Annotated in this window: 13 protein-coding genes; 8 read left to right on the forward strand and 5 right to left on the reverse strand. The window is 68.7% G+C overall.

Annotation, left to right across the window (positions count from 1 at the left end; all coding sequences use genetic code 11):
* The first annotated feature begins 2 nt into the window (after nt 1-2).
* Together P0592_RS18810 and P0592_RS18815 are read left to right on the forward strand one after the other, a co-directional pair.
* Complete coding sequence (locus P0592_RS18810; protein ID WP_276274025.1) at nt 3-962, forward strand: carbohydrate ABC transporter permease; 960 nt, start codon at nt 3-5, stop codon at nt 960-962.
* Nucleotide 963: 1 nt separating this feature from the next.
* The gene (locus P0592_RS18815) at nt 964-1,824 is read left to right on the forward strand and encodes a carbohydrate ABC transporter permease (protein WP_276274026.1); all 861 of its coding nucleotides are present in this window, start codon (nt 964-966) and stop codon (nt 1,822-1,824) included.
* Between the two features lie 222 nt (nt 1,825-2,046).
* Here the strand turns inward: P0592_RS18815 and P0592_RS18820 are convergent, their stop codons facing one another.
* Genes P0592_RS18820 through P0592_RS18830 form a run of 3 tightly spaced genes read right to left on the reverse strand, consistent with a single transcriptional unit; the run spans nt 2,047 to nt 6,582 of the window.
* Complete coding sequence (locus P0592_RS18820) at nt 2,047-3,012, reverse strand: C-terminal binding protein (RefSeq protein ID WP_276274027.1); 966 nt, start codon at nt 3,010-3,012, stop codon at nt 2,047-2,049.
* A gap of 30 nt (nt 3,013-3,042) precedes the next feature.
* A complete protein-coding gene (locus P0592_RS18825; protein WP_276274028.1) occupies nt 3,043-4,308 on the reverse strand; it encodes a mandelate racemase/muconate lactonizing enzyme family protein in 1,266 nt (421 codons plus the stop codon).
* 60 nt (nt 4,309-4,368) lie between these two features.
* Nucleotides 4,369-6,582 (reverse strand): glycoside hydrolase family 3 N-terminal domain-containing protein, encoded by a 2,214-nt coding sequence (locus tag P0592_RS18830; protein WP_276274029.1) that lies wholly within the window; start codon nt 6,580-6,582, stop codon nt 4,369-4,371.
* Between the two features lie 83 nt (nt 6,583-6,665).
* Here P0592_RS18830 and yicI point away from each other — a divergent pair, with 83 nt between their 5' ends.
* The 5 genes from yicI to P0592_RS18855 all read left to right on the forward strand — a co-directional run bounded on the left by yicI (nt 6,666) and on the right by P0592_RS18855 (nt 14,134).
* Complete coding sequence (yicI, locus tag P0592_RS18835) at nt 6,666-9,002, forward strand: alpha-xylosidase (RefSeq protein ID WP_276274030.1); 2,337 nt, start codon at nt 6,666-6,668, stop codon at nt 9,000-9,002.
* A gap of 60 nt (nt 9,003-9,062) precedes the next feature.
* Nucleotides 9,063-10,190: an ABC transporter ATP-binding protein gene (locus P0592_RS18840; protein ID WP_276274031.1), complete on the forward strand. Its 1,128-nt coding sequence runs from the start codon at nt 9,063-9,065 to the stop codon at nt 10,188-10,190.
* A gap of 71 nt (nt 10,191-10,261) precedes the next feature.
* Entirely contained in the window at nt 10,262-11,041 is a 780-nt protein-coding gene (locus tag P0592_RS18845; RefSeq protein WP_276274032.1) for an IclR family transcriptional regulator, read from the forward strand.
* Nucleotides 11,042-12,540: 1,499 nt separating this feature from the next.
* On the forward strand, nt 12,541-13,743 hold the full coding sequence (gene lhgO / locus P0592_RS18850) for an L-2-hydroxyglutarate oxidase (RefSeq protein ID WP_276274033.1): 1,203 nt from the start codon (nt 12,541-12,543) through the stop codon (nt 13,741-13,743).
* A gap of 40 nt (nt 13,744-13,783) precedes the next feature.
* On the forward strand, nt 13,784-14,134 hold the full coding sequence (locus P0592_RS18855) for a cupin domain-containing protein (protein ID WP_276274034.1): 351 nt from the start codon (nt 13,784-13,786) through the stop codon (nt 14,132-14,134).
* On the opposite strand, the gene P0592_RS18860 is transcribed toward P0592_RS18855, so the two are convergent.
* Nucleotides 14,103-14,969 (reverse strand): hypothetical protein, encoded by an 867-nt coding sequence (locus tag P0592_RS18860; protein WP_276274035.1) that lies wholly within the window; start codon nt 14,967-14,969, stop codon nt 14,103-14,105. The two genes, P0592_RS18855 and P0592_RS18860, sit on opposite strands and share 32 nt — an antisense overlap.
* Before the next feature lie 162 nt (nt 14,970-15,131).
* On the opposite strand from P0592_RS18860, the gene P0592_RS18865 reads away from it, so the two are divergent.
* Complete coding sequence (locus P0592_RS18865; RefSeq protein ID WP_276274036.1) at nt 15,132-16,271, forward strand: acyl-CoA dehydrogenase family protein; 1,140 nt, start codon at nt 15,132-15,134, stop codon at nt 16,269-16,271.
* Nucleotides 16,272-16,275: 4 nt separating this feature from the next.
* Here the strand turns inward: P0592_RS18865 and P0592_RS18870 are convergent, their stop codons facing one another.
* Nucleotides 16,276-17,064 carry an enoyl-CoA hydratase/isomerase family protein gene (locus P0592_RS18870; RefSeq protein ID WP_276274037.1) on the reverse strand — a complete coding sequence of 263 codons (789 nt, stop codon included), beginning with the start codon at nt 17,062-17,064 and terminating at the stop codon, nt 16,276-16,278.
* Between the last annotated feature and the right edge of the window lie 17 nt (nt 17,065-17,081).

Below are 17,081 nucleotides of genomic sequence, written 5' to 3' on the forward strand. Positions count from 1 at the left end.
GTATGGCAAACACAGCCGAGACATCGTCCGGCCCAGCCGAGCAGGCCGCCGGACGGCAGAACAGGCTCGAGCGGTACCGCGACCTCCGGTTCACCGAGGAGGAGTTGGCGGTCATCCTGCTGACGCCGGTCGTCTCGTTCCTGCTCGCGGTGTCGTTCTACCCGATCTTCGACACGGTCGTCGGGAGCCTCTACACCGGGTACGTCCTCGACATCGAGCCACGACAGTTCGTCGGCCTCGAGAACTACGCAAAGCTCTGGAACAGCGGCGACTTCTGGAACGCGATGAAGGTGTCGCTGATCTACACCTTCGTCAGCGTCCCGATCGAGCTCGTCCTCGGCCTGGGCCTGGCGCTCCTGCTCAACCGCCAGTTCCGAGGCAAGTACTTCGCGCAGGCGGCGATCCTCTTCCCGTGGGCCATCCCGACGGTCATCAACGCCCGGATCTGGGCCTGGATGTTCAACGGTCAGTACGGCGTCGTCAACGACCTGCTGGTGCGGATCGGGATCATCGAGAGCCCGTTCCCGTTCCTCGCGAAGCCCGACGCGGCGCTGGGGGCGATGCTTTTCATCACCATCTGGAAGACGAGCTCGTTCATGGCGCTCATCCTGCTGGCCGGCCTCCAGTCCATCCCGGACCACCTCTACGAGGCCGCCCGGATGGACGGGGCCTCCCGCATCCGTCAGTTCTGGGACGTGACGCTGCCGCTCCTCAAACCCACTCTGCTGGTGGCACTCATCTTCCGGACGCTGCCGGCGTTCCAGGCGTTCGGGCTCCCCTTCGGGCTGACCGGCGGGGGACCAGCGGGCGCGACGACCACGCTCGTGCTGTACGACCACCAGATCACGTTCAACCGCCTCTCGTTCGGCCAGGGGTCGGCGGCGGCGACGGTGATCACGCTGATCGCGCTCGGGATCGCGATGGTGTACGTCGGGACGCTCTACGAACCGGAGGTGCGCTGAGATGGCGACCCGCGACCGCGGCTTCGAGATCGAGACGTTCCAGTGGGTCGGCAAGAAGGTCGGCTTCTACGGGAGCATCTTCATCATCGCGCTCGTCTCCGTGTTCCCGATCCTCTGGATGCTGATCACGTCGCTGAAACAGCCCGCGAACGTCGTCACGTTCCCGGTCAACTACCTGCCCCAGGACCCGACGCTCCAGAACTACCGCGCGGCGCTCGAACAGGCCCCGTTCTTCCGGTACCTGCTCAACAGCGCCATCGTCGCGACGGGGACCGCGGTCCTCGACGTGTTCCTAGGGGCGCTTGCTGGCTACGCGCTCTCCCGGCTGCGCTTCCGGTTCAAGCTCCCCGTCCTCCTGCTCATCCTCGGGACGGCGATGCTGCCGTTCATCGCGCGGCTGATCCCGCTGTTCTCGCTGGCCCGCTCGTGGGGCCTGCTGAACAACTACCTCGGGCTCATCATCCCCTACGCCGCGTTCCAGCTGCCGTTCGCGGTCTGGATCTTCCAGGCGTACTTCAAGGAGCTGCCCGACTCGCTGGAGGAGGCCGGCCTGATGGACGGGCTCTCGCGGGTCGGCGTCCTGTTCCGCATCATCCTGCCGGTCTCCGCGCCGGCGATGGCGACGGCGGCCATCATCGTGTTCATCTACGCGTGGAACGAGTTCCTGTTCGCGCTGACGTTCATGACCGAGGACAGCATGCGGACCATCACCGTCGGCATCGCGCTGTACCAGGGCGAGTTCCAGTACCCCTGGGGGACCATCTCCGCGGCCGTCTTCATGTCCGTGGTCCCGCTGATCCTGTTCATGCTGTTCTTCCAGCGGAAGGTCGTCGAGGGCCTGACCGCGACCGGGAAGGCCTGAGAACTGTCGCCGCCGGCTTTCGTTGCTGTCTTCGCTTCGCTGTTCGACGGTGCCGGCGAGCGTCCGTCACCCAGAAAGTCCCCGAAGACGCTCCACGTCTGCTGATCCTCGCGGAATCGAAGATTCCGCTCAGTCCGGCTCCGTGGATTGGCCGGACAGGAGAGAGGTTCTGGCTGTCGGCAGTCGCCGCATCCGTGCTAAAAACCGCGCTTCCTGCAGTGCCTACTCGTTGACGACGTTGTAGGGCTCGCCGCCCTCCAGCGCCGTCCGGACGATGTCGACGACGGTGTTCCGGCGCTGCTCGTTGGCCTCCTCGCTGTACCACGCGACGTGGGGCGTGGTCAGGACCTTCGGGTGGTCCCGCAGCGGGTCGTCCGCGGCGGGCGGCTCGTCGGGGAAGACGTCCAGGCCCGCACCGGCGATCTCGCCCGCGTCGAGAGCGTCGGCCAGCGCGTCGGTGTCGACGATGGGGCCGCGGGCGACGTTGACGAAGTAGGCGTCCTCGCGCATCCGGGCGAACGCCTCGGCGTCGAACAGCTCCCGCGTCTCGGGGGTCAGTGGCGAGTGGACGGTGACGAAGTCCGCCTGTTCGAGCAAGTCCTCGAACTCGACGAGCGTGGCGGGATCGTCGGCCACGTCCTCGGCGGAGAGGAACGGGTCGCTGGCGATCACGTCGGCCCCGAGCGCGGCGGCGCGTTCGCCGACCGCCCGGCCGATCGCGCCGTAGCCGACGACGCCGACGGTCCGGGTCGAGAGCCGGTGGATGGGCGTCGCGACGCCGCGGTCCCACTCGCCGGCGGCGACGGAGTCGTCGTAGGTCGGGAGGCCCCGGGCCAGCGCGAGCCACATCGTCAGGGCGTGGACGGACACCTCCTCCAGACAGTAGTCGGGGACGTTGGTGACGGGGATGCCCCGTTCGCTCGCGGCGTCGACGGCGATGTTGTCGACGCCGATCCCGTACCGGGAGATGACGCGACAGTCCTCCAGCGCTGCGACGGCGTCGGCGTCGAGGTCGTAGCGGAGGTTGATGACCGCGTCGGCCTCGGCGAGTGTCTCGTGAGGGTCGTCGACGGTCTCGCCGACGTCGCCGGTGAGTTCGACGACGTCGGCGAGGTCCGCGAGCCCCTCGCGTTCGATGGACAGGTCTGCGAAGTCGTGGTCGGTGACGACGACGGTGTACTCTGACATAGTGTGGAAGTGAGGTGGGTCGGGGGCCGCTCAGACGATCAGGTCGTAGCCGTCGACGAGGTACTCCTCGCAGAGGTCGCGGTCCAGTTCGACGCCCAGCCCCGGCCCCTCGGGGAGGTCGATGTAGCCGTCCTCCAGGATGGGGCCGGACCCGTCGACGCGGTCGACCATCTCGTTCCACCACGGGACGTCCCGGGAGTGCCACTCCATACAGAGGAAGTTCGGGATCGCCGCCGAGACGTGCGCGCCGGCGACCGTGCCAAGCGGCGAGGAGATGTTGTGCGAGGCGATGGGGACGCCGTAGAGGTCACAGACGGTCGCGATGTCGACGTACTCGCCGAGGCCGCCGCACTTGTTGACGTCGGGGGCGGCGATGTCCATCATCCCCTCGCGGGCGGCGTCGTTGAACTGCGAGACGGTGACGAGGTTCTCGCCGGTCAGGACCGGCATATCCAGCGCCTCGGTGACCCGCTTCTGGGACTCGGTCTTCTCCGGCGGTACGGGGTCTTCCAGCCACGCGAGGTCGAACCGCTCGAGCTTCTTGCCCAGGCGGATGGCCGTCTCCGTCGTGAAGTTCCAGTGGAGGTCCATCCCGAGGTCGACGTCGTAGCCGATCTCGTCGCGGACGGCCTCGACGAGGCTGACCTTGTGCTCTAAGGCCTCGTTGTCCATCCGGCGGTTGGCCTCGTCGTACTCGGCGTGGGTCGGCACGTCGAGGTCGAACTTCAGGGCCTCGAACCCCTCGTCGACGACCTCGCGGGCCGCGCGGGCGTACCCCTCGGGCGTGTACACGTCCTTGGGGTCGTGGTCGCGGGCCTCGCCCAGCGACTCCCCGCCGTGGGTGTCGCAGTAGATCTTGATCTCGTCGCGGTACTTCCCGCCCAGCAGCTCGTAGACGGGCACGTCGAACAGCTTGCCCTTGATGTCGTAGCAGGCCGTCTCGATGGCGGTGAAGGCGGCCTGGCCGATGCGGCCGGTGCCCGTGTAGCGCTGTTCGAGGAGTTCGCGGATGCGGCTGGTGTCGAGGGGGTTCTCGCCCTCGAGGTCCACGTCCATCCGGTCGGCCATGTCAAGCGCCGCCTCGGCGCGGAACGTCTCGCCGAGGCCGTAGACGCCGGCGTCGGTCTCGACCTTGACGATGCCCCAGGTGAAGTTGCCCGCGATCGCCATCGTCTCGATGCCGGTGATCTCCACGTCGCGCTCGGGCGGTCGGTGGTCCTCGTCCATCCCCATGTCGCGCCAGGGCACGCCGCCGCCCTGCGGGATGCGGTAGTCGGGTTGGTCGTCGCCTGTCATCGCCTGGACTGTCGCGGAACCCGACAGTAAAGGTTGTGGTGGGCGATCCGCCGCTCCGGGTCACTCCACGTCGGACTCGGCGACGAGCCGGCGATCGGGGAACCCCGGGTCGGTCACCTCGACGGTGGCCGTCCCCCGCGTGTCGGCGGCCGACCGACCCACCGCGAGGTCGAAGCGGCCCGGCTCGACGGTCAGTCGGCCGTCGGCGTCGTGGCACCCGAGCGCGGCCGCCGGCAGGTCGAACCGGACCGTCCGGCGCTCGCCGGCCCCGAGGTCGAGCCGCCGGAAACCGACCAGTTCGCGTTCGGGCCGGACGACGCTCGACACCGGGTCGCGGGCGTACAGCTGGACCACTTCGCTCCCGGGTCGGTCGGCGACGTTCTCGACGGGCACCGAGACCGTCGTCCGACCGTCGCCGGCCATCTCCCCGGTCGCCACCGACACCTCGCCGTAGGCGAACGCAGCGTAGCTCTCGCCGTGGCCGAACGGGAACAGCGGGCCGCCGTCGTGGAAGACGTAGCCCCCGCGGGAGAGCGGCGGCTGCCGGTAGTCGACCGGCAGGTGGCCCGCCGTCCGGGGGAGCGAGACCGGCAGTCGCCCGCCGGGGTCGGCACCCAGCAACACGTCCGCGACGGCCTCGCCGCCGGCCTGCCCGGGGAGCCACGCGGCGACCGTCGCGGCCGCCGTCTCGGTCAGGTCGGGGACCGCGAACGGCCGGCCGCCGACGAGGACCGCCACGACGGGCGTACCGGTCGCTGCGACCCGCTCGACGAGGGTGGCTTGCCGTCCCGGGAGGCCGAGCGTCGCCCGGTCCAGCGCCTCGCCCGCGGTGCCCGAGGAGTCCCGCTCGACGTCGATGCCGGAGCGCCCACCGACGACGGCGACCGCGACCTCGGCGTCCGCGGCGAGGGCGGCGGCGCGTTCGATCCCTCGCTCGTCGTCGGGGCTCGGACGGACGCCACAGCCGCGTGCGTGACCGGCCACGTCGACGCGCTCCCGGAGCGCCGCCAGCGGCGTCGTCACGTCGGGGCCGGCGTCCGCGCCCTCCGCGCCGGCGTAGGAGTAGTTGCCAAGCAGCGCCCGCGGCGCGTCTGCGTTCGGACCGACGACGGCGACGGATTCGTCGCCCGACAGCGGGAGCACTCCGTCGTTCGCGAGCAGGACCTGAGACCGCCGAGCGGCCCGGCGAGCGAGCGCGTGGACCGCGTCCCTCCCGAAGGCCTCGGCCGCGGCGTCGGGGTCGGGCGCTGGGTCGTCGAACAGCCCGGCCGCGACCTTCTGTCGGAGGTGCCGGCCGACGGCGCGGTCGACGAGCGACTCGGGCAGTTCGCCGCGTTCGACGGCGGTGACGAGCCGGTCGCCGAAGCACTCGGTCTCGGGCAGTTCCACGTCGACGCCGGCCGACAGCGCCGCCACGCCGGCCGCTCGCCGGTCGGGCACGACGCCGTGTTCCTCGGCCAGTTGCTCGATACCGCGACCGTCCGAGACGACGGTGCCCGCGAACCCCCACTCCTCGCGCAGGAGGTCGGTCAGCAGTCGCTCGTTCGCGTGGCAGGGCACCCCGTCGACGGCGTTGTACGCGGCCATCACCGAGGGCGCGCCGGCCGCGACGCCCGCCCGGAACGGGCGCAGGTCGGCGTCGCGCATCTCGGACAGCGACGCCGTCGGAGCCGCGCGGTTCCGGCCGCCCGCCGGGCGGCCGTGGCCGGCGAAGTGCTTGAGCGTCGGGTCGACGCCGCCGTCGCGCAGGCCCGCGACGACGGCGGCGGTCAGCCGGCTCGCCAGCGCCGGGTCCTCGCCGAAGGTCTCCTCGGTGCGGCCCCACCGCGGGTCGACGCCGAGGTCCGCCACCGGCGCGAGCGTGAGTCGGCAGCCGACGGCCCGGAGCTGCGTTGCGACGGCGCGGGCGAGGTCGCGAGCGAGGGCGGGGTCCCAGCTACTGGCGACACCGATGGGCTGGGGGACCGTCGCGCCCCGACGACCGGCGTAGCCACAGAGCCCCTCCTCGCGGACGAACGCCGGGACCCCCTGGGGCGTCTCGGTCCGGAGGAACGCCTGGAGATCGGCCACGGCGCGGGCCAGCGCGGGCGGATCCAGTCCGCTCTCGCGGCCGACTCGCGTCACTCGGCCCACGCCGTCGGGGATCGCCTCGCGTGCGCGGACCGGACTGAACGACCCGTCTTCGAGGAGCGTCCCGATGCGGACGCTCCCCAGCTGGGCGACCTTCTCCGTGAGCGAGAGCCGTTCGAGGAGCGTGTCGACATCCGGCTGCATACGCGTCCGACTTGGAGCAGTACCCCGATAAACACCGGGGACGACGGGGTAGATTTATATCGGAGAGCGTCCCCCTCGAACACATGACGAGCGAACGCATCACTGTCGCCGGAGTCGACGAGTACGCCGTCGACGGGAACCGGATCCGCTTCGACTGTGCGATCGAGGCCCCGGAGACCGTCACGCCCCGGACCGTGCCGGTCGAGCTGACGTTCTACGACCCGCGGACGTTCCGCTTCGAACTCCAGGCCAACCCCGAGGTCCCCGACGTCGGCGAGTACCCGGACCTCGACACCGACGCCGTCGCGAGCGATCTCGACCTGACCGTCGCCGAGCGCGACGGGACGCTCACAGTCGAGACGGGCGTGCTGACCGTCGAGGTGGGGCTGGACGAGTGGACGTTCCGCGTGCTCGACGGAGACGAGACGGTGTTCGAGGAACAGCGGGACGACCCCGACGTGTTCGGCCGGCCCCGCGTCGGACCGCTGGGGTTCGCCCAAGAGGAGATCAACCACAACCCCCGGCGGGTCAGCGAGACGGCCACCTCGTTCGGTCTCGCCCCCGACGAGAAGATCTACGGCGCGGGCGAGCAGTTCGTCGAGTTCGACCGGCGCGGCCGGGAGCTGGACCTCTGGCACGAGGAGCCGCTGGGCACCGAGACCGAGCGGGCCTACAAGAACATCCCCTTCTACCTCTCGACGCGCGGGTACGGCCTGTTGCTCGACACCACCAACCGCGTCCGCTTCGACTTCGGCAAGCGATCGACGGCCTCCGGGACGATGTCGGTCGACGACGACACGCTCTCGTTCCTGTTCTTCTACGGGCCGGAGTTCCGGGACGTGCTCCAGCGGTACACCGCCGTCACCGGCCGCCCGAGCCGACCGCCGAAGTGGAGCTTCGGGACCTGGATGTCCCGGCTCGGCTACGAATCCCGCGAGGAACTGGAGGACGTCGCGACACGGCTCCGGGACGAGCGGATCCCGAGCGACGTGCTCCACCTCGACCCGTTCTGGATGCGCGACCGCTCCTCGACCGACCTGGAGTGGGACACCGACCAGTTCCAGGACCCCGAGGGGATGATCGAGAACCTCCACGCCGAGCAGTTCCGGCTCTCGCTGTGGGAACACCCCCACGTCCCCGTCGGGAGCGACGCCTTCGAACACTGCGTCGAGGAGGGGTACTTCGTCACCGACGGCACCGGTGCCCCGTACGTGATGGACAACACCTGTCAGGGGGACTACCGCGGCGCGATGGTCGACTTCACGGACCCCGACGCCGTCGAGTGGTGGAAGGACAAGCACCGCAGACTGCTCGATCAGGGGGTCGACGTGTTCAAGACCGACTACGGCGAGTACGTCCCCGAAGACGCCGTCTTCGCGAACGGGCAGAGCGGGAAATCGATGCACAACCTCTACCCGTACCTCTACAACAAGGCCGTCTACGAGGCGGTCGGCGAGGTCAACGGCCCCGACGAGGCGCTGGTCTGGGGGCGGTCGGCCTGGACCGGGAGTCAGCGGTTCCCGATGCACTGGGGCGGGGACCCACAGACCAGCTGGAACGGGATGGCCGCCGCGCTCCGCGGTGGGCTCTCGGCCTCGCTGTCGGGCATCGCCTTCTGGAGCCACGACATCGGCGGCTTCCGCGGCACGCCCTCTGACCCGCTGTACGTCCGCTGGGCGCAGTTCGGGCTGCTGTCCTCGAACGCCCGCTGTCACGGCACCACGCCGCGGGAACCCTGGGCGTTCGGCGAGGAGGCGGTCGAGATCTTCCGCGAGTACGCCGAGGTCCGCTACAGCCTGCTGCCGTACATCTACACCTACGCGGAGGTGGCCGCGCGCACGGGCCTGCCCGTCGTGCGCCCGCTCGTCCTGGAGTACCAGGACGACCCGACGGTCCACCGGCTGGACACCCAGTACCTGCTGGGCGAGGACGTCCTCGTCGCGCCCGTGTTCACCGACAGCGGGGAGCGGTCGGTGTACCTCCCCGATGGCGAGTGGCGCGACTACTGGACCGACGACCGGTACGAGGGCGGTCGAACGGTCGACGTCGACGTCGCCCTCGCGGACCTGCCGCTGTTCCTCCGGGCCGGTAGCGTCGTCCCGCGGCGCGAGCCGACCCAGTCCGTCCGGGCGGGGACGCCACGGGAACTGGAACTCGTCGCGACCCTCGACGGCGGCGCGGCCGAAGGCCGGTTCTACGACGCCGACGCCGACGAACTGGTCACCGTCGAGCTGACCAGCGACGGCGGGACGCTGGCCGTCGACCTCGGGGACGTCAGCGCCGAGCAGGTGACGATCGCCGTCGATGGCGCGGAGCCGGACATGGTCGTCGTGGACGGCGACGAGGCGGTCCGGACCGACGACGCCCCCGGCTCGGGCGAGTGGCGAGCGACGGACGAGGGGTGCGTGATCGTCGGGTAGCGAGGGGTGGATTTATTACCCGACGTGGTAAAGCTGGGGACAACGACAATCGGTGACACAATGGGACGCTTACAACTACACGAGATGACGAAGGTGTTCGATTCGCCCGACGGCGAGATCGTCGCCGTCAACGACCTCGACATCACCGTCGAGGACGGAGAGTTCCTCGTCCTCGTCGGCCCGTCCGGCTGCGGGAAGTCGACGACGCTCCGCTGTATCGCCGGCCTGGAACAGGCCAGTTCCGGCCGCATCACGCTCGACGACCGGGACATCACCTACAAGAAGCCCAAGGAGCGGGACATGGCGATGGTGTTCCAGAACTACGCCCTGTACCCGCACATGACCGTCCGACAGAACATCGGCTACGGGCTGAAGATCACGACCGACCTCTCGAAGGAGGACATCCAGCAACGGGTCGAGAGCACGGCCGAACTCCTCGAGATCGAGGACCTGCTGGAGAAAGAGCCCTCGGACCTCTCCGGGGGCCAGCAACAGCGCGTCGCGCTGGGCCGGGCCATCATCCGCGAGCCGGAGGTGTTCTTGATGGACGAGCCGCTGTCGAATCTGGACGCGAAGCTCCGGACGACGATGCGCACCGAGATCCAACAGCTCCAGCAGGACATGGACATCACGACCATCTACGTCACCCACGACCAGACGGAGGCGATGACGATGGGTGACCGCATCGCGATCCTGGACGGCGGGGAGCTGCAGCAGGTCGGCGAGCCACTGGAGTGCTACCACCGGCCGGTCAACCGCTTCGTCGCCGGCTTCATCGGGTCGCCGTCGATGAACTTCCTGTCGGTGCATCGCGAGGGCGACACGCTCGAACACGAGGAGTTCGACTACGAGATCGGCGAGTCCACGATCGAGGCCGTCAGCGAGGCCAGCGACGATCTGACGCTCGGTATCCGGCCGGAACACATCCAGCTGGCCGAGGCCGGGGACCGCAACGCCGTCGAGACGGAGATCCAGGTCGTCGAGCCGATGGGCGAGGTGACCTACGCGTACTTCGAGATCGGCGGGCAGACCTACACCGCGAGCGTCGACGGCGAGCGCAGGATCAGTTCGGGCGAGACCGTCGACGTCGTCTTCCCGGAACGGAAGATCCACCTCTTCGACGGGAAGAGCGGCGCTGCGGTCAAGAACAGCGAGATCAGCGAGACCCCCGACACGCCGCGCGCCTGAGCGGAACAGTCGGTCAAACGACCGTTTGATGATCGCAAACAGTTAAGTTCTCGCTGTTCGTACGCCGAGACATGACAGAGCACGCGACGGGGGACGACACCGGACGGCGAATCAAGGCCGTCGAGAAGACGTGTACCATCCTCGAGACGCTCCGGGAACGCGACGGTGCCGGCGTCTCCGAACTCGCAGACGCCGTGGGCCTGTCGAAGGCGACGGTCCACAGCCACCTCGCGACGCTCGTCGACAACGAGTTCGTGGTCAAGCGGGGCGACACCTACGAGATCAGCCTCCGGTTCGTCGACATCGGCGAGTACGCGAAAAACGGGGTCGACATCTACGAGATCGCCGCCGAGGAGACCGAGACGCTCGCAGCGGAGACCGGCGAGGTCGCACAGTTCATGGTCGAGGAACACGGCCGCGGCGTCTACCTGCACAAGGCCAGCGGCGAGAAGGCGATCCAGACCGCCTCCTACACGGGCGACCGCAAGGACCTGCACTGCACCGCACTCGGGAAGGCCATCCTCTCGCAGCTCTCCGCGGACCGCGTCGACGAGATCGTCGACCGCCACGGGATGCCCGCGCGCACGGAGAACACGATCACGGATCGGGACGAACTGTTCGCGGAACTGGAGGCCATCCGCGAGCGCGGCGTGGCCTTCGACGACGAGGAGATCCTCCGCGGACTGCGCTGTATCGCCGCACCGATCGAACACCCCAAGAGCGACCTGCCCGGTGCGATCAGCGTCTCCGGCCCGACGAACCGATTCAAGGGGGACCGGTTCCACGAGGAGCTGCCCGAGACGGTCCGCGGAGCCGCGAACGTCATCGAGGTCAACGCCACACAGGTCTGATCGTTTGCAGTCGTCAAACACGCAGTCTCCGCCGCCCGAACGGCGGTCGGCCCCGTTCTCCGCCTCAGTCCCCTATCCACTCCGTCTCCCGTTATATCTCGGTGTCCGAGTGGGGGCGTGCTCGGACTCGGCGTTTGCTGATCGCGAACGGTACAGGGCGTATCGTTCGCAGAGCGAGGCCGGGTCGGGCGTCCAAACGTCGCCAACAACTCCAGATACCGCCGATATGTGCCGTCTGACGCTGACGGCCCGGAGTCGATCTGTGTTCGACACCGTTTGACGAGTGCAAATCCGCGTTCCCGTGCTAGTCGTTTCAGCGCCAATTGATAACAGTTGTACTTCCGTTACTGGTGTCGAACGCGACGATCCGGAGGGGAGGGTGACGCCGTGCTCTGTGCATAAACAGCAGTACGTCTGTTATTCGGTTCGTGCTCTCGGCCGCCGGCAGGGCTGTCGGCCCGGTTCGTGATCCGCCGTCAGCGGCGTGGCGGTCCGCCAGGCCGGCTGTGGTTCCATCGCGCCCCGTTCCCGGGAGCGAATCGTGCTCCCCGGTGTTCCGCCGGGCTCACCGGACACGATCGCAGTTCGCGTCCGCCCGGTCGGGGGGACTGACGAGACACCCCGTGGTCCGCTCGTATCCGATCCCGTCGTCGGGCTGTCGTTCACCGTGCGTCCCGAGACCTCATCAGACACCGAAGGCCGCCGGAACGCTCCCCATCAGTCATATCTAGATATAGTATTCAAAAGTGGTACTTTCGGATACCGTGACCGTACACCCGATCGCCGCGGCAGCGCCCACAGTGTCGGTTTCGTTCCGCAGACCCGGAGTCGGCTGGTCGGCAGGGCGGTGGGAGACAGATCCGCGAGACCAGTGAGACGGCTCACACGCCCGCATCCGACCGGTTTCGCCGCTGCGACGAGTCCCGGGACCACTCGCCGCTCCATCGAACGAACTATGCTGGATCAGCTGACGGAAAGTCGTCGTGCTACCGAACATATCTATCGGTTTTCTACTCTTTATTAGATCTATATGGCGGAGTTTCGCTAATATCTTGTTTTTGTTGTCTTTTTACACCGATGACCTCCACTCTCTATCGATAGGGACAGAGGATCGTCTCTCGTCGCAGTTCGCCACTCGATCGTATTCTATATCTTACTATATCGTAAAATTCAAAGATATCTGTTTTTTCTGAGTGGCGGTCGAGCATCCCCCGTGTCGCCACCACGCCGCTCCCTTCGACGGGCCGCAGTACCGGTCGGTGGCCGATACGCGGCCGATGCATCCGGAAACCGGAGTCGCCGTTTCGACGGCCAGAACGCCGTATGTCGGGCAGACGGGGAGCCGGTAGGCGTTTCCCGGCCCGTCGTCGCAGGTCGCTAGCTGAGACCGGGCGGATCCCACACGGACGGGCAGAGTCCGACCGGAGTCGTGCCCGTGCGACCCGCTCGGTAGCGCCACGTATAATTACCCGCCGAGTCAACCCACGACCGACCTACCGATGAAGCATCACGACGTCGCGATCGTCGGCGGCGGCTGTGTCGGGCTCTCCGTCGCGAAACACCTCGCCGAACGGACCGACCTCGACACCGCCGTCATCGAGAAGGAACACCACCTCGCGGCCCACCAGAGCGGTCGGAACTCTGGGGTCCTCCACCCCGGGTTCAACTACCCACCGGAGTCGAAGAAGGCGCGGTTCGCGACCGAGGGGACCCGACGGATGAAGGAGTACTGCGACGACCACGACGTTCCCTGCGAGGAACTCGGGGTCGTGGTCGTCGCGAAGACGGATCGGGAGGAGGCCCATCTGGAGACGCTCGCCGAACAGGCGGAGGCCAACGGCGTCGAGTACGAACTGTTGCACTCGCAGGAGGCGATCCGGGAGCACGAGCCCCACGCCGAGGGGCAGGCGGCGTTGTACGCACCAGAAGCCGCCTCCGTCGATTCACAGCAGTACGTCTACGCGCTCGCTCGGGAGATCCAGAATGCCGGCGTGTCGCTGTACACCGGCTACGCCGTCGAGGAGATCGACCACACGGCCTCGGGGTACCGGCTGTCGACCAGCAACGGCGACTTCGCCGCGTCGTACCTCGTCAACGCGGCGGGCCTGCACGCCGACACGCTGGCCCATCAGCTGGGCGTCGGCGAGCAGTACCAGGTCGTCCCCTTCCGCGGCGAGTACTACGAGGTCCGGCCGGAGCGCGCCCACCTCTGCGAGACGATGATCTACCCGACGCCGGACCCCGAACTCCCCTTCTTGGGGGTCCACTACACGCGCCGGACAGACGGGAAGGTCATCGTCGGTCCGAACGCTGTCCTGGCGTTCGGCCGGGAGGCGTACGACAACACCGACCTGGACCCGAGCGACCTCGCTGAGACGCTCACCTACGAGGGGTTCCGGAAGCTACTGGCGTCGAAGACGATGCTCTCGGTCGCGTGGTCGGAGCTGAACAAGTCCTACCGCAAGGCGAAGTTCACCGAGGCGTCCCAGCGGCTGGTGCCGGAGATCGAGGCCGAGGACCTCCAGCAGAGCTACGCCGGCATCCGGGCACAGCTGGTCAGCGACGACGGGGAGCTGGTGAAGGACCCGCTGTTCGTCGAGCGGGAGAACGCCGTTCACATCCTCAACGCCGTCTCGCCGGGCCTGACCTCCTCGCTGCCGTTCGGCGACCACATCGCCGAGACGCTCGCCGCGAAGGTCTGACCGGGGGCGGGTTTATGTCGCTGGCGCGGGAGAGACGGGTATGACGCTCCCCGAGAGCCTGACGGTCGGTGAGTGGGACGACCCGCTGCGACACGAACAGCCCTACGACGGGATCGAGCGGCGCGTCCTCGCGTCCGACGCGGACGTGATGCTCGTCCACTACACCGTCGAAGCCGACGCCGTGTTCCCGGCCCACGAGCACGACGAGACCCGACAGACCGTCTTCGTCGTCGACGGCGAGATCGAACTGTTCGGCGAGCACGAACGGACGCTGGAGACCGGCGACTCGTTCATCGTCGGCCCGGGCGTCAGACACGGCGTCCGTGGCGTCGCTGAGCGAACGGAACTGCTCGACTCGTTCACGCCGCCGGTCGAGGCGTATCGCGGGTGAGAGGGCGAGCCGCCGGTTCGGTTGTCGCACGGCGGTCGGGACGGTCCCGTCGCACGGCCCCGTTCTCGCTCACTCCCGGTGGGGACACGCGCTCCCGGCCCCCGTAGACTGCGGTGTCGTCGAGCCACGACGGTATCGGAACGCGGTCGAGGCCGGTCTCCACGGTCATCCGGAACACGCGACTGCCGCCCGAGGAGAACGTCTCCCGGTGGTCCACGAACCGGACGACGCCCCGCCTGTCCACGTACACCCGCGACCTGACGTGGACGGTCTCGTTGGGGTCCGGGTCCGGGAGGTAGACGAGCGTCTCGTTGGCCCGGAGAACCGCGACCGGGTCCCCGCCGCGCCGCGCGACGCCGACGGTCCGGTACTCGTAGCGCGCGAGGAACTGTCGAAGGGTGAAATCGCCCGACAGAGAGAGTACGAACGGCACGTCGCCGCTCGCGTCGGGCGTTGTTCGGACGGTGCCGTCGTCGCGTCGGTCGTACCGCCTCCCCCCGGCGATCACCGCGCCCTCGGCCGCGCGGCTGGTCGACTGCTTGACACGGACCACGTCGGCGTCCCGATCGACCCACACCTCGCGGACGCCCACCGTCCCCTCGCGTTCCACGCGGCGGTAGAAACTCCGGTTCGCGAGGGCGGCCTCGTGGCGCGCGACGACGCGGTCGATGTCGACGCGCCCGCCCTCCGTCGGCACGTCGATCCCTTCCGGTGGCCCCGAGGTCAGTTCGACGGGCGTGACCCGTCGGTCGGGACTGGGCGAGTCCCCGACGAGGCCAGCACAGCCGGCCCCGAGGACGAGCGCGAGCACCGGGATCGCCGACCAGCGGGACATAACCGACAGTACGGCGACCTGGTACGTAGTAGGTGCGGGTGCGTGCACCTGCGGTGCGTGACCGAGCGGGTGCAGACACAGGCCGCGCCCTCGCGCCGCGATGCCGGCGCTTGGTGTGGCCATCCCACTGTTTTATGCCGTGGTAGCTGGTACCAGAGAACGATGCAAGCGCTGACAGCGGAGCAACGCGACTTTGCGGAGCGCGCGGAGGCCGTCGCCGCGGAGTTCGCCGACGACGCGTACACGTGGCGCGGCGACGTCCCGTGGGAGAACCTCCGGCGGCTGGCCGAGGCGGACCTCTACTGTCCGTCGATCTCCGAGGAGTACGGCGGCCAGGGACGGTCCGACGTGGCCGCGATGCTGTTGACCGAGGCGGTCGGTCGGGCGTGCCCCGACACCGGCTGGTTCACGTACATGCAGAGTATGGTCGCCCCGCGGGCGATCGACCTGTTCGGTTCGGAGGCGGTCAAGTCGGAGTACCTGCCGGACGTGACCGCCGGGGAGAGCTTCGTCTCGATCGCCATCTCGGAGCCCGAGGCGGGGTCGGACGTCGGCTCGATGACGACGGAGGTCACCGAGGAGGACGGCCAGCTGGTCTGTAACGGGGAGAAGACGTGGGTCGGCGGCGTCCCGTTCGGCGACGCCGCGGTGACGTGGGTCCGGTTCCCCGAGGGGCTGGGCTCGGTCGTCATCCCGTACGACGACCCCGGCGTCGAGATCGAGGAGGTGTACACGAACATGGCGGGCTACGCGCAGACGCACTTCACGATCGACGACGTGGTAGTCCCGGAGAGCCACGTCCTCACACGGGGGAAGGAGGCGTTCAAGGAACAACTCGTCTCGCTCAACTGGGAGCGGCTCGGTAGCTCCGCTCTCACCGTCGCGTGGGCGGAGGCGGCGCTGGAGCAGGCCCTCGACTACGCGAGCGAGCGCGAGCAGTTCGGCCAGCCCCTCGACGAGTTCCAGGGCATCGAGTGGAAGCTCGCGGAGATGTACCGGCGGGTCGAGACGGCCGCGTCGCTGGTCTATATGGCCGCCGCCGGCGCACAGGGCCACGAGCGGCCGCCGTCGCGACTCCGGACCTCCACCGCGAAGCTCCACTGCTCGCGGATCGCCGAGGAAGTCGTCAGCGAGGCCGTCCAGACCGTGGGTGCCCGGGCCTACCAGCAGGGTCACCCGCTGGAGTACCTCTACCGGTTCGCACGGAGTCGCCGCATCGCGGCCGGCACCGACGAGATGCAGCTGAACACCATCGCCGGGGCCCTCAAGGAGGACGGTCTGCCGGCCGTCTCGGAGCGGTAGAGGTTCAGTCGTCGTAGGAGCGGTCGAAGTCGGGCGCGCGGCCCTCGTTGAACGCCGCGACCGCCTCCTGGTGTTCGGCGTCGACGACGCAGTCCCACTGGTACTTCGCGGCCGTCCGGCAGTACTCGTCGAACCCCTGTTCGGGGTCGACGAGGCGGTTCGTGTGCTGGACCGCGGTCGCCGGCTTGTCGCGGATCTCCTCGGCGAGGTCGCGGGCCGCCGAGAGGGCGTCCTCGGCCCGCTCGACGGCCAGCCCGATGTCGACGGCGTCCTCGGGATCGATGTCCCGACCGGTGAGCAGGTACTCGCGGGCCTTCGACTCGCCGACGAGTCGCGGGAGGAGCCACGCGCCGCCGTCGCCGGGGACGAGACCGATGTTGACGAACCCCTCTCGCATCCCGCCCGCCGGCCCCACCACGCGCAGGTCACACGCCAGCGCGAAGTCACAGCCCGCGCCGATCGCCGGCCCGTTCACCGCCGCGATGGAGGGCGTCGCGGCCTGTCGGAAGTTCCAGACGAGCTGCTGGATGAGCCAGAGGAACGCGCCGTACTCCTCCGGGGACTGCTCGTCCCAGTCGGGCATCTCCGTGGTGTCGGCCCCCGAACAGAAGCCGTCGCCCGCACCCGTCAGGACCATCGCGTACACGCCGTCGTCGCCCTCGGCGGTCCGGACGGCCTCGTTGAGTTCCAGGACCGTGTTCCGGGTGAACGCGTTGTACACGTCGGGGCGCTCGATGGTGATGGTCGCGATGCCGTCGGTCACGTCGTAGCTGATGTCGTCGAACGTCGGCATACCTACTGCAACGCTCT

Origin of the sequence: Haloarcula litorea (assembly GCF_029338195.1) — an archaeon.
Classification (GTDB): domain Archaea; phylum Halobacteriota; class Halobacteria; order Halobacteriales; family Haloarculaceae; genus Haloarcula; species Haloarcula litorea.

What these genes read in the sequence shown, in the direction of transcription:
- P0592_RS18865 (WP_276274036.1), top strand. Translation starts at nt 15,132, where the DNA reads ATGCAAGCGCTGACAGCGGAGCAACGCGACTTTGCGGAGCGCGCGGAG.
- P0592_RS18855 (WP_276274034.1), top strand. Translation starts at nt 13,784, where the DNA reads ATGACGCTCCCCGAGAGCCTGACGGTCGGTGAGTGGGACGACCCGCTG.
- P0592_RS18845 (WP_276274032.1), top strand. Translation starts at nt 10,262, where the DNA reads ATGACAGAGCACGCGACGGGGGACGACACCGGACGGCGAATCAAGGCC.
- yicI (WP_276274030.1), top strand. Translation starts at nt 6,666, where the DNA reads ATGACGAGCGAACGCATCACTGTCGCCGGAGTCGACGAGTACGCCGTC.
- P0592_RS18840 (WP_276274031.1), top strand. Translation starts at nt 9,063, where the DNA reads ATGGGACGCTTACAACTACACGAGATGACGAAGGTGTTCGATTCGCCC.
- P0592_RS18870 (WP_276274037.1), bottom strand. Translation starts at nt 17,064, where the DNA reads ATGCCGACGTTCGACGACATCAGCTACGACGTGACCGACGGCATCGCG.
- P0592_RS18830 (WP_276274029.1), bottom strand. Translation starts at nt 6,582, where the DNA reads ATGCAGCCGGATGTCGACACGCTCCTCGAACGGCTCTCGCTCACGGAG.
- lhgO (WP_276274033.1), top strand. Translation starts at nt 12,541, where the DNA reads ATGAAGCATCACGACGTCGCGATCGTCGGCGGCGGCTGTGTCGGGCTC.
- P0592_RS18825 (WP_276274028.1), bottom strand. Translation starts at nt 4,308, where the DNA reads ATGACAGGCGACGACCAACCCGACTACCGCATCCCGCAGGGCGGCGGC.
- P0592_RS18810 (WP_276274025.1), top strand. Translation starts at nt 3, where the DNA reads ATGGCAAACACAGCCGAGACATCGTCCGGCCCAGCCGAGCAGGCCGCC.
- P0592_RS18860 (WP_276274035.1), bottom strand. Translation starts at nt 14,969, where the DNA reads ATGTCCCGCTGGTCGGCGATCCCGGTGCTCGCGCTCGTCCTCGGGGCC.
- P0592_RS18815 (WP_276274026.1), top strand. Translation starts at nt 964, where the DNA reads ATGGCGACCCGCGACCGCGGCTTCGAGATCGAGACGTTCCAGTGGGTC.
- P0592_RS18820 (WP_276274027.1), bottom strand. Translation starts at nt 3,012, where the DNA reads ATGTCAGAGTACACCGTCGTCGTCACCGACCACGACTTCGCAGACCTG.